At 58.9% G+C, this 21,658-nt stretch carries 18 protein-coding genes; 9 read left to right on the top strand and 9 right to left on the bottom strand.

The genetic code is table 11. From position 1 onward, the window contains the following. Position 1: 1 nt before the first annotated feature. From TRL7639_RS02235 to TRL7639_RS02200, 8 genes are all read right to left on the bottom strand, one after another. On the bottom strand, positions 2-2,881 hold the full coding sequence (locus tag TRL7639_RS02235; RefSeq protein ID WP_085794174.1) for an FAD-binding and (Fe-S)-binding domain-containing protein: 2,880 nt from the start codon (positions 2,879-2,881) through the stop codon (positions 2-4). 52 nt (positions 2,882-2,933) lie between these two features. Continuing rightward, positions 2,934-4,445 carry a tripartite tricarboxylate transporter permease gene (locus tag TRL7639_RS02230; RefSeq protein WP_085794173.1) on the bottom strand — a complete coding sequence of 504 codons (1,512 nt, stop codon included), beginning with the start codon at positions 4,443-4,445 and terminating at the stop codon, positions 2,934-2,936. 10 nt (positions 4,446-4,455) lie between these two features. Continuing rightward, positions 4,456-4,977, bottom strand: coding sequence for a tripartite tricarboxylate transporter TctB family protein (locus TRL7639_RS02225; RefSeq protein WP_085794172.1), 522 nt, complete (start codon positions 4,975-4,977; stop codon positions 4,456-4,458). After that, entirely contained in the window at positions 4,974-5,930 is a 957-nt protein-coding gene (locus TRL7639_RS02220; RefSeq protein ID WP_085794171.1) for a tripartite tricarboxylate transporter substrate binding protein, read from the bottom strand. Before TRL7639_RS02220 ends, TRL7639_RS02225 begins: the two co-directional genes overlap by 4 nt. Positions 5,931-6,064: 134 nt before the next feature. Further along, the gene (gene pcaF / locus TRL7639_RS02215) at positions 6,065-7,270 is read right to left on the bottom strand and encodes a 3-oxoadipyl-CoA thiolase (protein WP_085794170.1); all 1,206 of its coding nucleotides are present in this window, start codon (positions 7,268-7,270) and stop codon (positions 6,065-6,067) included. Further along, positions 7,270-8,442: a CaiB/BaiF CoA transferase family protein gene (locus tag TRL7639_RS02210; RefSeq protein ID WP_085794169.1), complete on the bottom strand. Its 1,173-nt coding sequence runs from the start codon at positions 8,440-8,442 to the stop codon at positions 7,270-7,272. Before TRL7639_RS02210 ends, pcaF begins: the two co-directional genes overlap by 1 nt. Next, positions 8,439-9,656, bottom strand: coding sequence for an acyl-CoA dehydrogenase family protein (locus TRL7639_RS02205; protein WP_085794168.1), 1,218 nt, complete (start codon positions 9,654-9,656; stop codon positions 8,439-8,441). Before TRL7639_RS02205 ends, TRL7639_RS02210 begins: the two co-directional genes overlap by 4 nt. 2 nt (positions 9,657-9,658) lie before the next feature. Then, positions 9,659-11,200 (bottom strand): class I adenylate-forming enzyme family protein, encoded by a 1,542-nt coding sequence (locus tag TRL7639_RS02200; protein ID WP_085796213.1) that lies wholly within the window; start codon positions 11,198-11,200, stop codon positions 9,659-9,661. 258 nt (positions 11,201-11,458) lie between these two features. Here TRL7639_RS02200 and TRL7639_RS02195 point away from each other — a divergent pair, with 258 nt between their 5' ends. Next, positions 11,459-13,414, top strand: a complete 1,956-nt coding sequence (locus TRL7639_RS02195; protein WP_085794167.1) for a 3-hydroxyacyl-CoA dehydrogenase NAD-binding domain-containing protein — start codon at positions 11,459-11,461, stop codon at positions 13,412-13,414. A 171-nt stretch (positions 13,415-13,585) separates the two neighbouring features. Then, on the top strand, positions 13,586-14,617 hold the full coding sequence (gene gap / locus TRL7639_RS02190; RefSeq protein WP_085794166.1) for a type I glyceraldehyde-3-phosphate dehydrogenase: 1,032 nt from the start codon (positions 13,586-13,588) through the stop codon (positions 14,615-14,617). A 6-nt stretch (positions 14,618-14,623) separates the two neighbouring features. Here gap and TRL7639_RS02185 read toward each other — a convergent pair whose 3' ends face one another. Then, positions 14,624-15,562 (bottom strand): LysR family transcriptional regulator, encoded by a 939-nt coding sequence (locus tag TRL7639_RS02185; protein WP_085794165.1) that lies wholly within the window; start codon positions 15,560-15,562, stop codon positions 14,624-14,626. A gap of 158 nt (positions 15,563-15,720) precedes the next feature. Here TRL7639_RS02185 and TRL7639_RS02180 point away from each other — a divergent pair, with 158 nt between their 5' ends. From TRL7639_RS02180 to TRL7639_RS02150, 7 genes are all read left to right on the top strand, one after another. Continuing rightward, positions 15,721-16,728: a TRAP transporter substrate-binding protein gene (locus TRL7639_RS02180; protein ID WP_085794164.1), complete on the top strand. Its 1,008-nt coding sequence runs from the start codon at positions 15,721-15,723 to the stop codon at positions 16,726-16,728. A gap of 71 nt (positions 16,729-16,799) precedes the next feature. After that, positions 16,800-17,336, top strand: coding sequence for a TRAP transporter small permease (locus tag TRL7639_RS02175; RefSeq protein ID WP_085794163.1), 537 nt, complete (start codon positions 16,800-16,802; stop codon positions 17,334-17,336). A gap of 16 nt (positions 17,337-17,352) precedes the next feature. Then, positions 17,353-18,693, top strand: a complete 1,341-nt coding sequence (locus tag TRL7639_RS02170) for a TRAP transporter large permease (RefSeq protein WP_085794162.1) — start codon at positions 17,353-17,355, stop codon at positions 18,691-18,693. A gap of 17 nt (positions 18,694-18,710) precedes the next feature. Next, positions 18,711-19,205, top strand: coding sequence for a universal stress protein (locus TRL7639_RS02165; RefSeq protein ID WP_085794161.1), 495 nt, complete (start codon positions 18,711-18,713; stop codon positions 19,203-19,205). A gap of 140 nt (positions 19,206-19,345) precedes the next feature. Continuing rightward, positions 19,346-19,732 carry a nuclear transport factor 2 family protein gene (locus TRL7639_RS02160; protein ID WP_085794160.1) on the top strand — a complete coding sequence of 129 codons (387 nt, stop codon included), beginning with the start codon at positions 19,346-19,348 and terminating at the stop codon, positions 19,730-19,732. A 30-nt stretch (positions 19,733-19,762) separates the two neighbouring features. After that, positions 19,763-21,166, top strand: a complete 1,404-nt coding sequence (locus TRL7639_RS02155; RefSeq protein ID WP_085794159.1) for an NAD(P)/FAD-dependent oxidoreductase — start codon at positions 19,763-19,765, stop codon at positions 21,164-21,166. Between the two features lie 58 nt (positions 21,167-21,224). After that, positions 21,225-21,587, top strand: a complete 363-nt coding sequence (locus tag TRL7639_RS02150; protein WP_085794158.1) for a cupin domain-containing protein — start codon at positions 21,225-21,227, stop codon at positions 21,585-21,587. Positions 21,588-21,658: the final 71 nt, after the last annotated feature.

The following is a 21,658-nucleotide window of genomic DNA, read 5'->3' as shown; positions in this document are numbered from 1 at the left end:
TTCAGGTTGGATTTTGGGTCAGCCGAGCCAAAAGGGCCGCGGCAGGGTGAAAGATTGGTTGCTCGCCAAATCGCTTGACTTGTGAGCGGCAGGAAAAGCCCGTCGCCAACGGTGTTCGACCGGGCTTCGTCAAAGGGCCCCGCCACGACAAATCAAACAGATCGCGAGACATGTCTTGATGCTCGGCCTCGTGGCCAAAAAGCCCCGCCATGCCGCAACACCCGGTCGAAACCTGCTCCAGCTTCAGGCCAAGGCGGGCGAAAATCGCAACCCACCGCCGTCCCGTGGCGGGATCAGCCGTCTTTTCGGTACAATGCGAAAACAGAGCGTAAGAGCCGTCCTGCGCAGGCATGCGCGGCAGATCTTCAAGGTTGTCGTGCAGAAAGCTATCAAGTGACAGAACCCGGAACGCGGCGCCGACGCCGACGCCGGTCTGGTATTCCTTGCTGAACAGGTCTGTCACGGCGGGTTCCAAACTGATCATCGGCGCGCCCGCCGCCGCCATCCGCTTCAACGCCGCACTGGTCTTGCTGCGTTGCACATCAAAGTCCCGCGCAAACCCGCGCACCTGCTGTGCTTTGCCGTTCAGAAGCGGCGGACAAGCCCAAACCGAATAACCGAGCCGAACCAATAGACCGGTCACGGTGCCAACCACTTGCGTTTCAAACGCTCCGGTAAAGCTGTCGAGGACCAGAACAACGGGCTTGTCACCCAAATTGTCCGACTTCGACAGGATGCGCCCACCGTTGTCGACCACCATCTGCTCGGCAGATGTGATGGAAAAGCCGGGCACGTCGGACAGGCCGAAGGCCTTGTTCAGAACCATCCGACTGATCGGGTTGCCCATGGCCATGTTCGCCAGCCTCGGACGCCTGCGAAGGTGCATCGACAATCGCTCCATATAGCGCAGCAGATGATCGCGCAGGGGGCGGTTGTGGCGTTCGTAGTACCGCGACAGAAACTCGGATTTCATCGTCGGGATGTCGACGCGCACCGGACATTGCCCCGAACACGACTTGCACGACAGGCAGGTATCCAGGCTCTCTTTCAGTGCCGCCTCAACCTCTTCCACTGGTTCGCCAAGAGACGTTGACCGGCTCCATTCGCGGAACAGGGTCGCGCGCCCCTTTGGCGCTTGGGTCTTGTCACGCGTGGCCTTGTAGGACGGGCACATCGGATCATCGGGCGCCCAGTTGTGGCAGGCCCCGTTGCCGTTGCAGGCAATTGCGCGTTCAAACGCGCCAAAGGCCTGCTCATTGACCTCGGCATCACGCGTGCCGCGCATGGGTACAGCGTCGATCTTCATCACTTTCAGATCGCTGTCAGCAGCAGTCACCAGCTTGCCAGGGTTCAGGCGATTGTCCGGGTCGAACCAGGCCTTGATCCGGCGCATCACCGCATAAAGTTCTGGTCCAACGTAGCGCTCAACATATTCGCCACGCACACCTTTGCCATGCTCGCCCCAAATCAGGCCACCGTGGCGCTGGCACAGATCCGACACCGCGTCCGACACCTTACGGATCATCGCGCGATCCTGCGCCTCGCGCATGTTCAACATCGGCCGCACGTGGACACAGCCCACGTCAGCGTGGCCAAACATGCCATAAGACAGGTTGAACCCATCCAGCAGCGCACCGAACTCGGCCACAAATTCCGACAGTTTCTCGGGGGGGACGGCGGCATCCTCGACGAAGGGCAGGCCGATCCGCTTTGTCTCGACCGCCGCCAACAGGCCCACGGACCGTTTGCGCATTTCCCACAGAGCCGACATGTCGGTCGGCTCTGCCGTAGTCACCTGCGCCGCGACGGGAACGTGACCTTGCTCCAGAATGCGCGCCAGCCGTTTTTGCCCTGCAGCGACCTCTTTGATCGTTTCACCGATGAACTCGACGAAAAGGAACCCGCCGGCATCACCAATTTGTCCTAGAACACCTTCCAACTGACTCCACATCGGTGAGGCAGCGGCGAGGGCCAGGATCTTGTCGTCTAGAAACTCGATGGCGCTTGGGTCTGCCTCAACCAGGCGGGGGACGTGGCTCAGCGCCAAAGCGCAATCATCATAGGCCAAAACCGTCAGCGCCCGCTGCTTTGGGAATGGCGTCACGCGCAAGGTCAATTGCGTGGTCAACGCCAGTGTCCCCTCGGAGCCCGCCAACAACTTGATAAAATCGAGATCGCCCGACGCTCCGCGCGCCTGATCCAGGTTGTAGCCGGTCAGGCCCCGGTTCAGGTCTGGAAAGCGTCGGGCGATCTCTGCGGCCTTGCCCTCTAGTTCCTGACACAGAGCCCGGCCCATCTGGCCAAGTTCGGCATCAGAGGTGCCGTGAGTGGTGACAGAGACAGGCCGCCCATTGGCCAGAACCACGTTCGCAGCCGCGACGTGATCCGACATGCGCCCATAGATCCGGCTGCCCTTGCCGCTGGCATCGGTGGCGAACATGCCGCCCACTGTCGCCCGCGACGAGGTAGACACCGTCGGCGCAAAGAAAAACCCATGAGGTTTGAGGTATGTGTTGAGCTGGTCCAGAACGACACCGGGTTGTACTGTAACTGACCCAGCTTCCAGGTTCAGCGCCAGGATATCTCGCATGTGACGCGACATGTCCACGACAACGCCCGCGTTCAGAGATTGACCGTTGGTTCCGGTGCCGCCCCCACGTGCCGTCAGGGCGATGTCGTGATCCTGCGCAAGGCGCGCGAGCCGTTCGACATCTTCGGCAGATTTCGGAAACAGGATCGCATCCGGGGCCACGTGGTAGATGCTGTTGTCTGTGGCCGCGACAAGGCATGCACCCAGGTCGCTTTCAATGTCGCCGGTAAATCCGTTTGCGCGCAGCGCATCTATAAATCGGGTCAGTGATGAATTGGGGTGATCCAGCATAAGGACGATCCGGCTAATGGGTCCGGGCGCCTCAGCACCCGGACCATTGTCGTCAGGTTTGCGGCTCGGGCGCCTGTTTTGGCGCACGCATCCGCGCAACGATCCGGATGCCGATGGCAACCAACGGAATGGCAAAGAACACCAGTGCCACCGGGCGGGTCAGGAAGATGCCAAAGCCATCATCGGTCAGCAGAACCGACTGGCGCAGCGCCTGTTCAGCACCAGGGGCCAGAACAAAGGCAATGATCGTCGCCGCAGGGCTGAAGTTCAGCGTTCGCATGAAGTAGCCGATCAAACCAAAGAGGCAGGCCACCATCACGTCGAACATCGACGACCGCGCCGTGTAGGCCGAGATCAGAGCAACCGCCAGAATGGTCGGATAGATCAGGCGCTGTGGGACCTTGTCGATCACGCGACCGATCAGCGGACCACCAAACCAACCGATAAGGCCATAGAGCACGATGCCAGTCAGACCAGCCGCAAAGAGGCCGTAGACCACATCGCCCGAGGTCTCAAAGATCTTGGGGCCGACCTGGATGCCGTGGATCAGGAACACGCCCATCAGCATCGCCGCGATAGTCGAGCCTGGCACACCAAGTGCCAGAAGCGGGATCATCGACGGTCCGGAAACGGCGTTGTTTGCCGCCTCGGGGGCCGCGACACCTTCGATCGCGCCTTTGCCCCATTCATCCTTGTTCGGTGCTTTGGCCTTGGAAGACCCATAAGCCACAAAACACGCCACAGCCGAGCCCACGCCCGGGATCAGGCCAACCATCGAACCGATAGCCGAGCCGCGCCCGATGAACGGCAGGCAGCGCTTCAGTTCTGCCCAGCTCAAGCGGTCGTCGTCAGGGTTCTTGGCGCGGATCTCGTCATGATGTTCCTGCCCTTTGCGGGCCGGGAAAACCTGCGAGAAAACCTCGGAGATCACAAAGAGACCGATGAGCAGCGGCACCAGTGAGAAGCCATTGTAGAGCTCGACCATGCCAAAATCGAAGCGCGGCTCGGATGTGATCGGATCCAGACCGATCATCGCCAAAGTCGCACCAAAGAGAGTCGATGCAATGCCCTTGAGAACCGAGTCGGAGATGACCGAACCGATGATCAGGAAGGCACAGACATAGATCGCAAAGTAATCCGGCGGACCCAATTCGCGGGTCAACTGGGCGATGGTCAACGCGCCAAAGATCAGGATGAACTCGCCAACCAGGTCCCCGATGACCGAGGCCACGGTGGCCGTTTTCAACGCCTTGCCCGCCTTGCCCTTTTTGGTCAGGGCGTGCCCGTCGATCACCGTCGCAGCCGCGGCCGTCGTCCCTGGCGTATTAAACAGGATCGCTGATATCGATCCCCCAAATCGCCCCGCCTTGCCGATCACGTAAAGGAACGCCAGCGCCGACAGAGGGTCGATGTAATAGGTGATCGGAACCAGCATCGCGATCGCGGCCGAGGCCGTCAGCCCCGGCACCGCACCTACGATAACGCCCAGAACCGCACCCAGAACGACGAACATCAACGTCTCGGGCGTGGTGAAGATGGTGTAGAAACCGTTCAAAAGTTCCATGTCATGCGCCTCACTTCAGCCCGATTAGGGTCAGGGGATTCAGGATGGTTGCCGCAGGTTCGAACACGGTCATCAGTTTGAAGAACAGCAGATAGAGCGTGACGGTTGCACAAGTCGGCAACAAGATAAGCGCCGGACCCCGCACCGCAAAAATCATGGAAGCGACCAGCAGCAACATAAAACAGGCCACGACATAGCCAAACGCGCCGAACATCCAGACGAAAGCAATCCCGAGGGCAAAAAGCGGCACAGCGTCAACGAAAAAGCGTTTCGCGTCAAAGCTCGACTTGTCAGCGGGCGCGACTTGCTCACGCAGACCAAAGACGATCATGACGGCACCGATCAGGCCCAGTACAACACAGATGGCTTGCGGAAAGAACCGTGGCCCGATGCCTTCTTCATCAACGAAATCCAGCGAGATGTTGAAGGATTTCCAGAAAAAGAAAGCGGCGAGCGCGATCAGAGCCAATCCGGCAAAGATGTTGTGGCGCGCTGTTTTGCGCGCCACTTCGATTTGTACACCCTCGGTCATTCCAGGGTTTCCAGCAGTTTGCCCCACTCGGTCTTGGAGGTCTCAAGGGCAGCGGCCGTGTCTGCACCGCTCACGCTCGATGTGGGCAGGCCCGCCTTGGACAGGGTGTCGACATAAGACGCTTCCTGAGTGATCGCGACAACGGCATCGGACAGCTTGGCGACAACCTCATCCGAGGTGCGCGCAGGCGCCATGACGATCATCGGGGTCGAAACCGGGATGAAGTCTACACCCAGTTCTTTGGCCGATGGTGCATCGGGTGCAGCCGGGTGACGGTCATTCGACAAAACCGCCAGCAGACGCACGTCATCTTCGAAACCACGGGCCAGGTGGGCACCCATGACACCGAAATCAACGTCGGCGCTGGTCAGGGCCGCACGCACGCCCGAACCACCTTTGAACGGCACGTCCTTGGCTTTGACGTCGTTGGGGTTCAGAACGCCCAGACCCGCCATGTGCCACACGTTGCCGCGACCGGTGTGCCCCCAACGCAGCTTGGTGTCAGAGGATTTGGCAGCTGCGATCAGCTCGTCCAGGGTCTGAATGGGCGACGACGCAGGCACAAAGATACCTGCGGTCAGTTCACCGATGGTCCCAACCATTTTGAAGTCTTTGTCGGCAACAACCTGCGGCTTGATCAGGTTCTTCAGAACCAGGGAACCGGCCGAGGCCAGATACAGCGTGTAACCGGTGGGCGGCTGGTCGGCCACGAAACGGCCACCAACCAGGCCACCACCGCCGGGTTTGTTAACAACAACAACCGGTTGTCCACCCAAATGCGCATCTGCCGCTGCGGCCAGCGCGCGCGCATATGTATCGGTGCCACCGCCTGCCTTGAAGCCAACGACCAGGTCGATGGGACGCTCGGGGAAATCCGCAGCTTGTGCCATGGATGCCGCCACTGCGAGCACGGTGCCGGTGAGGGCTGTTTTGAATTTAGCGAGTGTGAACACGTTTGTTTCCTCCCAAACATGAGTTTTGACCGAATGCGGCCATTGGATATTGGATCGACAATCACGTTAGCGAGGGCTGAGAAATCATAGAAATACTATATGCATATCTCAACCATCACCTTTTCCGATCCCTGCTAGACACGCTCTAACAGAACCGAAATGCCCTGCCCGACGCCGATGCACATGGTGCACAGCGCCAGCGAGGCCCCGGTTCGTGGGAGCTGATTTGTGGCCGTCAGAGCAAGCCTTGCGCCCGACATGCCAAGCGGATGACCTAAGGCAATTGCCCCGCCATTGGGATTCACATGCGCGGCGTCGTCCGGCAAACCAAGAGCCCGCGTGACGGCCAACGCTTGCGCGGCAAAGGCTTCGTTCAACTCGATCACGTCGATCTGGTCGATGGTCATGCCCACCCGGCTGAGCAGCTTTTGTGTAGACGGTGCAGGGCCATACCCCATGATGCGCGGTGCAACGCCCGCCGCAGCGCCCGCCACAATCCGCGCCCGGGGTGTCAGCCCATGACGCTTGACGGCCTCTTCGCTGGCGATGATCAACGCGGCTGCCCCATCGTTGACGCCAGATGCATTGCCCGCCGTCACAGAGCCCCCCTCGCGGAAAGGCGCGCGCAGCTTGGCCAGCCCTTCGGCGGTGGTTTCCGCGCGCGGGTGTTCGTCCATATCAACGAGCTTGGGATCACCCTTTCGCTGCGGGATACTCACCGGCGTGATCTCTTCGGCAAAGACGCCCGCGGTCTGCGCCGCCGCTGTCCGCTGCTGTGAGCGCAGGGCAAAGGCGTCCTGATCCTCGCGGCTGATGTCGAAATCTGCGGCCACGTTTTCCGCCGTCTCGGGCATCGAATCGACACCGTATTGCGCCTTCATCAATTTGTTGACGAAGCGCCAGCCGATGGTGGTGTCATGCACCTCATTGGCGCGGCTGAACGCACCGGTGGCTTTGGGCATCACAAAGGGCGCCCGGCTCATGCTTTCGACACCGCCTGCGATGATCAGGTCGGCGTCGCCGGATTTGATCGCGCGCGCGCCATAGGCCACGGCGTCCAACCCCGACCCACAGAGCCGGTTCAGGGTCGTACCAGAGACACTTTCAGGCAACCCGGCCAATAGCGACGACATCCGCGCCACATTGCGGTTGTCTTCGCCCGCCTGGTTGGCACAGCCATAGAGCACATCGTCCACAGCCTCCCAATCCACATTCGGGTTCCGATCCATCAACGCCTTCAACGGGACGGCACCCAGATCGTCAGCCCGCATCCCGGACAAACCACCGCCATAGCGCCCGATGGGCGTGCGGATGGCATCGCAGATAAACGCTTGTGTCATCAGATCACCCCCGCATCGCGCATCGCCTGAATGGCGGCCTCGTCATGGCCCAATCCACGCAGGATCTCATCTGTGTCCTGCCCTTTCTTGGGCGGCGCGGATTGAAACTCATTCAGACCGGCCGAAAATTTGGTCGGGTAACCGGCCTGGAATGTCTTGTCCTCGCCCTCGCCCAATTCACCAAACATGCCGCGCTCATTTAGATGCGGGTCGTCAAACAGGCGCATGTCTTCGTACACCACGGCCCAGGGCAGATCGGTGGGGCCAAAGAGCGCCTCCCATTCACCCAGGGATTTCGACGCAAACATCTCGGACATCAGCGTGTGCACCGCCTGCTTTTGCTGGTTGCGCAGCTTGTTGTTCTTGTAATCCTCGCGCAGCAAGTCAGGGAATTCGCCGCCCATCATCTCGGCCAGAACAAGCCAGAACTTGTTTTCGAACAGGCCGATTGCAATGTGTTTGCCATCCTTGGTTTCAAAGATGTCGTTGTCGGGCATCACGAATGACATCCGATCCGGGTCGCCGTCGCACAGTTCATGCGCGATCCGCACCAGCGGAGAGGACCAGTTGACCATCGCATCGGTGATCGAGACATCCAGATACTGCCCCTGCCCGCTCATTTTGGCCGAGCCCATGGCAACGGCCAGCGACAGCGCGCCGTACATAGCCCCGGCATAATCCGACAGCCGCACCTTGGGACGCGCGAGTTTGTCATTGACCTGAGACGGCACCGCGAAATAGCCCGACAGAGCCAGAAAATCGATGTCGTGGCCCGCGCGTTGGCGGTAAGGCCCGGTCTGACCAAAGCCTGAGAGTGAGCAATAGACGATGGCCGGGTTCAGCGCCTTCACGGCCTCATACCCGAACCCCAGTCGCTCCATCACACCGGGGCGAAAGCTCTCGATGACGGCATCAGCCCCTTCGAGCAGCTTGGTCAGTACAGCCTTGCCTTCGTCGGATTTGAGATCCAGCGTCAGCGACCGCTTGTTGCGGTTCAGGCGAGCGAACATGTCCTTGCCCAGGAACCGTCCCGGATCGCCGTGCTTGGGTTCCTCGATCTTGATGACCTCGGCCCCCAGATCGGCCAGCGTCTGGGTCGCAAAGGGACCGGGCAGCAGGCGCGACAGGTCAATGATGCGCATGCCGTTCAAAAAAGACCAATCGTTTGTCATTGAGCTGCCTCCGGGTTCGCCTTTTGCCAGGCTTTCTGAATACCCTTGCCGATGGTGTTGCGTTGAATTTCCGAGCTGCCGGTGAGCACACGGAACATGCGCAATCGGCGGAACACCCATTCGACAGGATGGTTTTTGGTCATGCCGGTGGCGCCATGGATCTGGATCGCCTTATCCGCCACCTGAAACGCGTTTTCGGCCACAAACACCTTGCACATCGACGCCTCGGTCCGGATGTTTTCACCCCGGTCGGCCTTGGCGGCAGCAGCGTGGATCATTGAATGCGCCGCAAAGTTCGCGGTCTTCATGTCCGCCAGCATGTGCTGGATCGCCTGGAAATTAGCAATCGGCTGTTTGAACTGTACCCGGCGGTTGGAATAATCCACCGCCTGTTCCAACGCAAACTGCGCATGACCCAGCATGGTGGGGCATTGCAGCAGACGATTGATGTTGATCCGCTCCATCCCCAGCTTGAAGCCACGCCCCAAGCCACCCAGGATGTTGCACGCAGGCACGCGGACATTTTCCAGGATAATGTCGTTGTCGATGTGCTGGCCGGACATGGGCAGGTAGTGCCCTTCGATCCGGTACCCGGGCGATTTTGCATCCACCAGGAACGCTGTCACGCCGTCATAGCCCGCATCCGGGTCGGTCACACACATGACGATCGCGAAATCCGCCGTGCGCGAGGCGGTGATGAACCGCTTATGACCGTTGATGATGTAGTCGTCGCCATCCTTGATCGCGCGCGTTTCAATACGCGCCGCGTCAGAGCCGGCATTGGGCTCGGACAGGGCAAAGCAGCCAGCCCGCTCACCGCGCGCTGCGGGGTAAAAGAACTCTTCGTTCTGCTCGTCAGAGGCCTGCGTGATGATGTATCCGATCCGCATCGGGCCGCCGTTTTCGCCCAGAACGCAGCCATAGAGCGCGGCGTTGGAGCGGGTGGCGTCCTCTTTCAGCGTACACAGCTGATCAATCGACAGGCCCAGACCGCCGAACTCTTCGGGCAGGTTGCAGCCATAGATGCCCAACTCCCGCGACCGCTTCCACCATTCTTCGAGCTGTTCCCGCTCGAACCGGGTTTCGTGGCTCAGCCCATTCTCTTTCTCAAACGGCAGCATTTCGTTGTAGAGCAGGTCATTGACCTTGCTGCGAAGCTCGGCAAATTTTCCGGCCTCCAGGCCGGATGTCGCGCGGTTCAATCCCGTGTTCATGATTACACCTTCCGATCTGAACCGGCCCAGTATCCATCGCGCACCTGGCGGCGCAGGATCTTGCCGGCGTCATTTTTGGGGAGCTCGGCGACCACGTCGACCGAATGCGGTTTCTTGAACTTGCCCAGCTTGTCGATGCAATGGATGATCAGGGCATCGGTATCGATCTCGGCCCCGTCGCGGGCCACAACCACGGCCTTGACTGCCTCGCCCAGATCCGCGTCCGGCACACCCACCACACAGGCCTCGAAAATTTCGGGGCGTTCGAACAGCGCGTGTTCCACCTCGTTGGGATACACATTGAACCCGCCGGTGACGATCATGTCCTTCTTGCGGTCGATGATGAAAATGTATCCGGTCTCGTCAATGTAGGCGATGTCGCCGGTGTGGTAGCTGCCGTTTTTCAGCACAGGTGCGGTCAGTTCGGGCGCGTTGTAATAGCCCTGCATGACATCCTCGCCCTTGACCACCAGTTCACCGGCCTCGCCCACAGGCAGCTCGTTGCCCTCGTCATCGACCACCTTAACGTCAGTATCAAAAAGCGCACGGCCACAAGAACTGAACAGCTCGGGCCGCCCGTTCATCGCCAGCGCATGGTCGGCTTCGGTCAGCAACGTGACCGAAGAACAGACCTCGCCCGCGCCATAGCCCTGGTTCAGGATCGGGCCAAAGAACTCGACCGCCTCGCGCAGGCGCGCCGGGGAAATGGGGGCCGCACCGTACCGAAGCAACTTCAGTGAGGAGAGGTCGTAGTCACCTCGGTTCGGTGCGGCCAGGATGCGGTTGATCATGGTCGGGACCAAATAGGTCTGCGTAACTTTCTCGGCCGCTAGGGTCGAAAGATACGTGTCCACGTCGAACCGCGACAGGATGACGTTGGTGTGGCCTTGCGAAAGCAAAGGCATGATTGCCATCCCGGACACGTGGGTAATCGGGCCCACGTGCAAGAACGTCTCGTGCTGATCGGGATACAGCCGCGAGCGGAAAGTGATTTTGCGCAGGATCGCCCGACGATTGCGTAGCGAATGCATGGCGGCCTTGAGTACGCCCGAGCTGCCAGAAGTATAGTGGTGAACCATAATGTCGTCTGGCGTTACATCGGCACAGACGGTGTCGGTTTCGGCCTGATCCAGCGCGTCTTCGTAGCTGCCACCTTCTCCCATAACCAAAAGCGTTTGCAGGCTGTCACTTTCGTTGAACGCCTGCTGAGCAGCTGCCAGGTGCCCCTCATCCACCAGCAACACCTTGACCTCACTGTCTTTGCAGACATGGGCCACCTCATCTGCAGACAGACGTGCATTGATCGGCACCCGGACAATCCCGCCCTTGAGCAAGGCGACTTCGGCTTCGGCAATCTCGACCCGGTTCCACGCCAGCACCGCAACGCGATCGCCCTTGACCACGCCCAGGCCTGCCAAAGCGTTCGCCAGACGGTTGGTCCGCTCTTCCAGCTGGGCATAGGTCAGTTCGATACGTTCGTCTTTGAGTGCGATGCGATCGGCCCAGAATAGGGCAGAACGTGTCACCAGATTACCGAGGTTCATGGCAGTGTCCTTGCGTTGGGCCACAGGCTCTCTCATCGGGGCCACGTGGCAAAAGATCATGGCAGCAAGGATAGAAACGGCACCAGCGTTAGGAAAATATTATTTACATCTGCAATCCATCGCTCTTTCTTATATCGAAAAACTTCACCCCATAAGAAAATCACATCTCAATTATCCGAACATCGTATTTTCCATTCGCCCACCGGGCGGCTAGACCTTGGCTCCACCAATCAGCCTCTGGTCGAAAGGACACATCACATGGCCGTCGTCACCGTTTCCCGCAATGGTCCCATCGCTCTGATCCGGATCGACCACCCGCCCGTGAACGCCATCTCGCAGGCCGTTCGCAAAGGCATAGGAGAGGCGGTCACGATGGTGGACGCCGACGCAGAGATCAAAGCTGCCGTCCTGATCTGCGAAGGCCGCACCTTCATGGCCGGGGCGGACGCTTCGGAACTGGGCAAGCCGCCGGTGCCACCGCATCTGAACGATCTGACCGATCATATCGAAGCGTGTTCGAAGCCGCTGGTGGCCGCCATTCACGGTCAGGCGTTGGGGGGCGGTCTTGAAATCGCTCTGGCCTGCTCGCACCGCCTTGCCATGGAAACCACCCGCTTTGGCCTGCCCGAAGTGAACCTGGGCTTTGTCCCCGGTGCTGGGGGAACACAACGCCTGCCGCGCCTGATCGGTGTGAAGCATGCCCTGACAATGGCGGTCGAAGGCAAACCTGTGAACGCCGCTAAAGCTTTGGAGTATGGGTTGATCGACCAGGTGGTCGCAGACTTGGAACTGGATGCCGTTGCTTTCGCACTATCGCTGATCGGCAGCGACGTGTCTGACCGCAAATTGAATCAGCCTATCGCAGCGGACAGCTTTAACGCCGGCATCTTTGACGAATGGCGCGCCCTCTGTGCCAAACGCAAGCGCGGCCTTGTTGCGCCGCTGGCCGTGATCAATGCGGTGCAGGCCGCCACAGGGCCGGACGCCGATGCGGGCAAACGCCGTGAACGCGAACTGTCGCTGGAACTGCGCAAAAGCCCGCAGTCGACCGCCCTGCGCCATATCTTCTTTGCCGAGCGCAGCAGCGCCAAGGTCGACGGCATCGATCCCAAATCCGCTCGTCCCATTGAAACCGTTGCCGTTATCGGCGCGGGCACAATGGGCGCTGGCATCGCACAGTTCTTTGCCAGTAACGCGCGCCCTGTCCTTCTGGTTGAAATCAGCAATGAGGCCGCGCAGGCCGGGCTGGAACGCATCCGTGTAAACCTGGCGCAAAGCGTAGCCCGCAACAAACTGACCCAAGCCAAGGCTGACACTCTCATAAGCCTCATCACCACCACAACAGATTATGCCGATCTGGCGCAGGTTGATCTGGTGATCGAGGCCGCCGTCGAAAACATGGAGATCAAAAAACAAATCTTTGCAAAGCTCGATCACAGCTGCAAAGCCGATGCGATTTTGGCCACCAACACCTCTTACCTCGACATCAACGCGCTCGCCCAAACCACCCAGAGGCCCGAACGCATCGCGGGTTTGCATTTCTTTAGCCCTGCCCATGTGATGAAACTGGTCGAGGTGATCCGCCCCGACACAGTAGCCCCTTGGGTCATTGCGACGTTGGCGCAGGGGATGAAACAACTAGGCAAAATCCCCGTTGTGTCCGGTGTCTGCCATGGATTTATCGGCAATCGCATCTATCAAAGCTATCAGCGCGAAGCAGGGCTATTGATGCTGGAAACCGGCTCTCCCGAAGTGGTGGATGAAGCCATGCGAGCTTATGGAATGGCGATGGGTCCCTATCAGGTGTTGGATTTGTCGGGCATCGACATCGGATATCTGATGCGCAAGTCCTTGACTGAAGGTGCTGTTCACCCCCACGCGTTTCAGGTCCACGACCGCCTGGTGGAAATGGATCGCAAGGGGCGCAAAACCGAAAGAGGCTTCTATGGATACGACCGCGAGGCCCCATACATCGACCCTGTTGTCCTTGATCTGATCCAGACGGTAGCCAAAGAGGCGGGCATTGCCCCCCGGGACCTAACCGAGACGGAAATCTCGGACCGTTGCGTGCGCGCAATGGCGACCGAGGCCGAGGCGATCCTGGCCGAAGGGATTGCTGCGAAGGCTGGGGATGTGGATGTGGTCCTTGTCAACGGTTACGGCTTTCCGCGCCACAAGGGCGGTCCCGTCTTTGCCAGCCGCGCCAACTCGTAAACTGGACCACACATCCATCGCGCCCATCACATTCGCCGACACCTCAATCGAGGTGTCGGTTTTTTCCGCCCCATGCGCACGTTCGACAACGTCCTTGCATTTCACATATGTTAGCGCTAACTATCGTCGAAAATACCAAGTAGAGCCGTATTTTCGCAGGGGAGAGGCGAGATGACAGTGAAAATCGCAATTAATGGGTTTGGTCGTATCGGCCGGGGCGTCCTGCGCGCATTGCTGGAAAATGAAACCGGTGACATGCAAGTGGTGGCAATCAACGACTTGGCACCAGCCGAGACACTTGCTCATCTGCTGAAGTATGACAGCGTGCACGGGCGGCTTGGGAAAACGGTCATGCTGGACGGCGCGACCCTGCATGTCGGCAACCACAACATCCGCCTGACCCAAGAGCCCGCTCCCGAAGCCCTGCCCTGGCAAGACGTCGACGTCGCTTTTGAATGTACGGGTCGTTTCACAACGCGTGGCCAGTTGCAAAAGCACCTGCGAAACGGATCAAGGCGTGTGCTCCTTTCGGCACCTGGAACCGACGTGGATCGCACGGTTGTCTTCGGCGTCAACGACGACCAACTCACGGCGCAGGATCTGATCGTCTCAAACGCGTCTTGCACGACGAACTGTCTAGCCCCGGTCGCAATGGTGCTGGATCAGACGTTCGGCATTCAAACCGGATACATGACGACAATACACGCCTTTACCGGCGATCAACCGACCCACGATACCCCGCACCGCGACCTTTACCGGGCCCGCGCCGCTTCGGTGTCGATGATCCCCACATCCACGGGTGCCGCACGGGCAATTTCACAAGTCCTGCCCCAACTTGCAGGGCGACTTGAGGGCTCTGCCATCCGAGTTCCCACGGCCAATGTCTCCCTTGTCGATCTCAGTTTTGTACCACGACGCCCAGCCACGGTAGAGGCCATCAATGCTGCTATCCGCACCGCAGCCGAAGGCTCGCTCAAAGGCATACTGACTTATGAAGATGACCCGCTGGTTTCCGCCGATTTCAACCACGACCCGCATTCATCGTGCTTTGCCGCAGCGCAAACCACCGTAACCCGCGATGGGATGGTGCGCGTTGTCAGCTGGTATGACAACGAATGGGGCTTTTCCAACCGCATGCTGGACACTGGCCGAACCATCGGACGGCTGATGCAGCAAGAGATGACAACCCGGTTGGCCAGCTGACCCGCGTCACGTTTGCAAAGACCCGTCTTGCTGGTGGTCGGCGATCAACGTTTCACGCAACACCTGAGTGATCCGAGTAGGTTCTGGCCGTTTACGAGTGATGATCGCGAACTGAGTTCGATAATGCAGCTCGTCCGGCATCACCGCGCGCATCAAGCCTCGGGCCTGAAACGGCTCGGCAAGGTGATCTGGCAGGAATCCGATGTAACTGCCTGACATGATCAGAATCGTCAAAGCGTGCTCAGACTGCACCTTCGCCGAACGCCTCAGCTTAAGTTGTTGACCAATCCGCAAGTTCGGAGAATTCACACTGATGCCTACATAATTACTGGCACGCACGTCTTCCAACGTGATGCTGCCCTGATCGGACTCAAAGAACGGATGGCCGACGCCACAGTACATAAACATGTGCTCGCCATAGATCGGGCTGTAGTCCAGACTTTCGGACGGGCGGTTCAACGGCACAATCCCCAAGTCCAACTGCCCCTCGATCACCTGACTTTCGATAACGGTCGGCGGTTCCAACGACAGTTCGACCTGCACCGCCGGGGCGATATCGTTGAATTTACTGATCGAGCGGGCGACATGGGCCTCTGGGTTGGAGGCGCACAGGTCAAACAGGGCCACCCGCACGGTGCCCGCCAGATTTTCCTTGATCTCGTTAACCTCGACCCGGAATCGGGTCACCGCGCCCAGCAAATCGTCTGCGGCCTCCAGCACCCGCGCGCCTTCTTCGGTCAGCGAAAACCCTGCTGGGCCCCGATGACACAACACCAATTCCAGCCGAGTTTCCAAGTCTGAAATATGTTTGGAAATCGTAGACCGACCGATATTGAGTTCGGTTTCCGCAGCGGAAAGCCCGCCGCTGTCGACCACCGCTTTGAAAATTCTCAACAATCTCAGATCCGCGTCGCCGATCCTGGTGACCAAAGATTTTTTTGCCATCTAACGTTCGCCATTTAGGAAACTTTGCGCGAACAAGTTTACATTCACGAAACATATGAAACAACCTAAGACCACCTCCACCGGGGCAGAATCGGACTGGCTCATCTCTCCCCGCGCCAGCGCGCTCCCCGGCCAAATCGACAAATGGGAGGACCTCCATGTCATTTTTCAAAAAGCTCAGCACCCTGACCGCCGCCGTTTCCGTGGCCGCGATCATGGCAGCGGGCGCAGCCGACGCCAAAAACTTCAAGATCGCTGTTGGTGACGGCGCAGGTGGTACACAAGAAGCTCTGGGCAAAGCGTTCATCGCTGCTCTGGAAGAGAGCACAGATCATACTGCAACTCTGTTCCTGAACGGCCAGTTGGGCTCTGAGCAGGACACCGTGAACGAGGCAGCAATCGGCACCCTGGATTTCTCGATCCTGGCGATCAACAACGTCACACCGTTCTCGCCGACCGTCGGCACACTGACCCTGCCCTACATGATCCTGTCCCTGGAAGATGCTGAAAAGCTGACCCAAGGCCCCGTCGGTCAAGAACTGGTGGAAAACACCATCCGCGACTCGGGTGTTCGCATCATCGGTTGGGCCTACTCGGGCTTCCGCGTTCTGACCAACTCCAAGCACCCGGTCAAATCGGTTGCAGACCTGTCGGACCTGGTCATTCGTACTCCGAAAAACGAAATCATGATCGCGACCTACCAGTCGTGGGGTGTAAACCCGACGCCGATGGCATGGTCGGAAACCTTTGCCGGTCTGCAGACCAAAGTTGTGGATGGCCAGGACAACCCCTACATCACCAACTTTGCGATGAAATTCGACGAAGTTCAGACGTATATCACCAACCTGCGCTACCTGTTCTCGATCGAGCCTCTGATCGTTTCCGAGTCGGTTTTCCAGGGCATGTCGGCTGACGATCAGGCCGCCGTTCTGGCCGCTGGCGAAGCTGCAACTCAGTTCTCGGCTCAGTACCTGCGCGATCAGGAATCGACCATCAAAGCCGAGCTGCAGTCGCGCGGCATGGAAATCGTTGACCCTGAGAACAACGAAGAAGAGTTCATCACACTGGCGACCGAAGCCGTTTGGCCGAAATTCTACGACTCGGTTGGTGGCATCGACAAAGTGAATGCTGCTCTGGCCGAAATCGGCCGCGATCCGGTCAAGTAAGACCCCGCAGAAAAGACCGGTAAGAGCGCGATCCTCGCGCTCTTTCCTTTCTCAGGGAGGAGTAACAAGAAATGTTCTGGAAATTCCTGGACAACATAGAAAGCGTCATCTGCCGGATCCTTCTGTCCGGATTCGTCGTTCTGTTGTTCACACAAATCATCGCCCGCGAGGTATTCGGCTTTTCATTCAGTTGGATCGAAGAACTGTCCGTCTACATGTTCGTCTGGTTCGTCTACTTCGGCGCAAGCTACGCCGCGCTGAAAGGGGCCCACAACCGGGTGACCTTCCAGTTCCGCTTCCTGCCTGATGGCGCGATCAAATACATCGAAGCATTTGCCGACATCTTCTGGCTCTTCTTCAACGTCTATTTCATCTACCTGGCTTCTGATTTCGTCTTCAACAAGATGAACAAATTCTGGAAATCCCAGACCTTGGGCATCGAGATGAAGTACATCTACATGGTGCTGCCCTTTGCGTTCACGCTGATGACCATCCGCGTCATTCAGGTGAACTATCGCAAACTGATCAAAGGCGAAGAAATCGCTGATCCCGATCAGATCGACCTCGACGAAATCAAAGCTGCCACAGACGCAGCGAAATCCAACTGATTAGGGGGGAGTAGTCATGGAATCTGAAATCGTAAGCATCCTGTTTGGAACCTTCCTGTTCTTGTTGCTCATCGGTGCGCCCATCACGGTCGCGCTTGGGTGTGCATCGCTGATCTCGTTCCTCTATCTGGATGAGAACCCAATCAAATTCGTGCAGATCGCCTTTACCTCGGTCGGGTCCTTCCCACTGATGGCGTTGCCTGCCTTTATCCTTGCTGGTGCCTTGATGGAGGCGGCCGGCATCTCGAAACGCCTGATCAACGTGGCCGAAAGCCTTGCCGGTCCGTTCACCGGTGGTATTTCAGCTGCGACCGTTATGGCGTGCTTGTTCTTCGGCGCGATCTCGGGTTCTGGCCCGGCGACCACCGCTGCTGTCGGCATGCTGATGATCCCGGCAATGATCGACCGCGGGTACGAGCGCGGCTATGCATCTGCCATCACCGCCTCGTCTGGTGGTTTGGGCATCATCATCCCGCCTTCGATCCCGATGGTTATCTTCGGCATCGCGGCCCTGGGCTTCACAGCTCCGCCTGAAGCCGTCGAAAAATTCGGCACGTTCCAGTCGGTTTCGATCTCGAAGCTGTTCATCGCGGGTTTTGTCCCCGCCTTCCTGATCGCTGCTTCGATCATGACGCTGAACTACTTCATGTCAAAAAAGCGGGGCTACTCTGGCTCGGCTGAAGGCTGGTCCATGCGCAACATAGGGTGCGAAATGTACCGTGGTTTCTGGTCTCTGATGGCGCCGATGGTAATCCTGGGTGGTATCTATACCGGCTTCTTCACCCCGACCGAGGCTGCGATTGTTGCGATCTTCTACACCCTGTTTGTGGGCGTGGTCATCTATCGTGAAATCACCTGGGAAAAGCTGTTCCAAGCGCTTGAAGCCACCACTTGGTTGACAGGTCGTGTTCTGCTGATCCTGTTCACGGCAACCGTGTTCGGCCGTCTGCTGGTTGAAAACCAGATCCCGGCGATCATCGCGGACAGCATGCTCAGCTTCACCGACAACCTCTATGTCATCTGGGCGCTGATCATCTTCTTCCTGCTCTTCGTGGGCATGTTCATGGAGACACTGGCAACCATCCTGATCCTGGTTCCGGTGATGTTGCCCGTGGCCTATTCGGTGGGCATCGACCCGATCCACTTTGGCGTGGTGATGGTCTGTACCCTGGGTATTGGTTTCCAGACGCCACCCTTGGGTGAAAACCTGTTCATCGCATCGGGCATCTCGAACATTTCGATCGAACAGATCTCGCTCCGTGCGCTGCCGTTTGCAGCCGTGAACACGATCGCGATCTTCATCATCGCCTTCTTCCCTGAACTGTCGCTGTGGCTCCCACGCGTCTTTGGCTATTGACCTGAAAGGATACACTGATGGAACCAATGGTTACGCATATCCTGTTTGCCACCGACCTGTCGCACAACTCGACATATGCTTTGCGTCACGCTGCTGCGTTGGCGCAAAGCACAGGGGCCAAAATCCACGTACTGCACGTGAACGAGCCTCTGTCGGATGATGCCAAGGTCACGATGGAAATGTTCATCATGAGTGAGGAAAGCCGCAAGAACGCGATCGAGCGACGCCACGAGATGGTGCGCAAGGTTCTGGCCGAGCGGCAAGCCAACTTCTGGTCCAAGCTCGAAGGGGATGACGCCAAGATCAAGGATCAGGTTGCCTCGATCGAGGTCACCGATGGCCACCCGGCCGAAGTGATCCTGCGTCGTTCGCAAGAGCTGGGTTGCGACCTGATTGTACTGGGGGCCCACGACCACGGCTTCTCGCACACCTTCCTGGGCACCGTGGCCAAGCGCGTTCTGCGCCGCTCGGCCATCCCGACACTGATCGTGCCTCACCCGACCGAAGGGTAAACCTGTAAGACCCGGCCGCCCGCGTGTTCCCCAAGGGAGATGCGCGGGCGGCCCCTGCCCCCAACGGGGCAGAAAGCCTTTCGACATCATGTTGCGCGCCAACCTGATCTCGAAACGCTTAACTCAAGAGGAAAAAAGCAATGACCAAAACCCTGACCGCGCAGGACCTGGCGGACACGTTCGACGCGTTCAACCGTCACGACATCGACGGCGTGATGACCCACTTTGCCGATGACTGCGTGTTCTACACCGTCGGCGGTGACGAGAAATACGGCAACAAGGTCGAAGGCAAAGAAGCCATCGCCGCCGCATTCTCGGCCGTCTGGGCCGGTATGAAAGATGCGCATTGGGATCACCACAGCCACTTTGTCCACGGTGACCGCGCTGTGTCCGAGTGGACATTCTCGGGCACCGATGCAGACGGCATGCGGGTTGAAGCCGAAGGCGCCGATCTGTTCACCGTGCGTGACGGTCTGCTCACCGTGAAGCAGGCGCTGCGCAAGTCGCGCCCGATGTTCAAAGCCTAAGGCGGCACGCCGCAACCGGAGGAGTTAAGAATGGTGGACAACAGCATCCCTCGTCACTGGCCCAAAACCAGCTATGATCCGAAGTACGATCCGATCATTGACGCTGGCCCGGGACACAACCGTGATCATGCGCCGACCTATTGGATCGGCACTGCGGGCACACCCCCGGCTGATGATGGCCCCGTGTCTGGCGACATGGAGGCCGATGTTGTGATCGTCGGGTCGGGGTATACCGGCCTGTCGACCGCCATTCACCTCGCCAAGGAGCACGGCATTCAGGCCGTGGTCCTTGAGGCCAACACCGTGGCCTGGGGCTGCTCGACCCGCAACGGCGGGCAGGCCCAGATTTCCTCTGGTCGCCTCAAACGGTCGCAATGGATCAAACGCTGGGGCGTCGATGTGGCCAAAGGCATGCATCGCGAAGTGTCCGAGGCGTTTGAGCTGTTCAATGACCTGATTGCCAGCGACGACATCGACTGCGATCCGCAGACCGGCGGCCACTATTACATCGCGCACCGTGAAAAGGTGATGGCAGGGCTGCAAAACGAAAGCGACCTGCTTAACAGCACCTTTGGCTATGGCTCGCGCATCATCGGTAAGGACGAACTCCATGCCGAGCACGTTAATGACCAGGAATCCCATGGTGCGATGTGGGAGCCTGATGGCACCTGTATCCACGCCGGAAAACTGGCGTTCGGATATGTGAACATGGCCCGACGCCTGGGCGTCAAAATCCACACCGGTAGCCCGGTGATGGGATGGGAGACGAAGAACGGCATTCACCACGTCCGCACACCGGGCGGCATTGTAAAGACCAAGAACGTTGCCCTGGCGACAGCGGGTTACACGCCGCCGGGCCTGAACTCCAAGACCAAGCACCGCCTGATGCCGATCCTGTCGAACTCGATGGTAACGCGTCCGCTGACCCAATCGGAACTGGACGAGTGCGGCATCAAGACCATGTCGCCGCTGACCGACACCCGCACGCTGCGCCACTATTACCGCCTGCTGCCCGACAACCGGGTGCAGATCGGCTCGCGCTCAGCTGTAACGGGTCGCGATGCGGAGAACGACAAGCACTTGCAACTGCTGCGCGCCAACCTGGCTCGCAAGTTCCCGGCGCTTGAAGACATCAACCTGGATTACTCCTGGTGGGGTTGGGTCGACGTCAGCCACGATATGATGCCTCGCATCTTCCAGCCTGATCCCGACAAGCGCATTTTCTATGCCATGGGCTACGGCGGAAACGGCGTGATGTATTCGGCCCAGGCGGGCCGCCGTATGGCGCAGCTGGTCGCAGGCAAGAAGGATGAGGCATTCAACCTGCCCATTTTCACCTCGCCCCTGCCCAGCCACGGCCTGCTAACCCCGTTCCGACGGATGGGTCAGCGCATGGCCTATGTCTGGTACTATCTCAAAGACGAAGTGATCTGATTACCTCCCCAAACTCAGGCCCCTTCGGGGGCCTTTTTCCTTATAGGAGACGACATCTATGACTCACGTCATTTCCCTGTTTGACGAACCCGCCTCGCGCAGCGAACGCCGTCTGGCCGATCTGCCCGACCGCGTGACCGAAGGCGACCCGCACCACAAGGTCGGCATGCATTTCACCAGTCCCGATGGCAAGCTGTCCGCGGGCACCTGGACCTCGACCCCCGGCAAGTGGCACGCGTTCACCGACAAGGATGAATACTGCTACATCGTATCCGGCCACTGTGCCTTGATCCACGAAGACGGCACCCGTCGGGATTTCAAGACCGGCGACAGCTTCATGATTCCCGACGGCTTCCGCGGCTTCTGGGAAGTGGTTGAGACCACCACCAAGCATTTCGTCATCCGAGACACCGCACCCTAAAATCCAGAGCACTTATGCGCCCCTTGGCCCACGCAAAGCCCCGACACATCTTGTCGGGGCTTTTTGAATTG

Origin of the sequence: Falsiruegeria litorea R37, from assembly GCF_900172225.1 — a bacterium.
Taxonomy (GTDB): domain Bacteria; phylum Pseudomonadota; class Alphaproteobacteria; order Rhodobacterales; family Rhodobacteraceae; genus Falsiruegeria; species Falsiruegeria litorea.
Note: the sequence above shows the minus strand (reverse complement) of the source record. Positions and strands in the feature narration are given on the sequence as shown.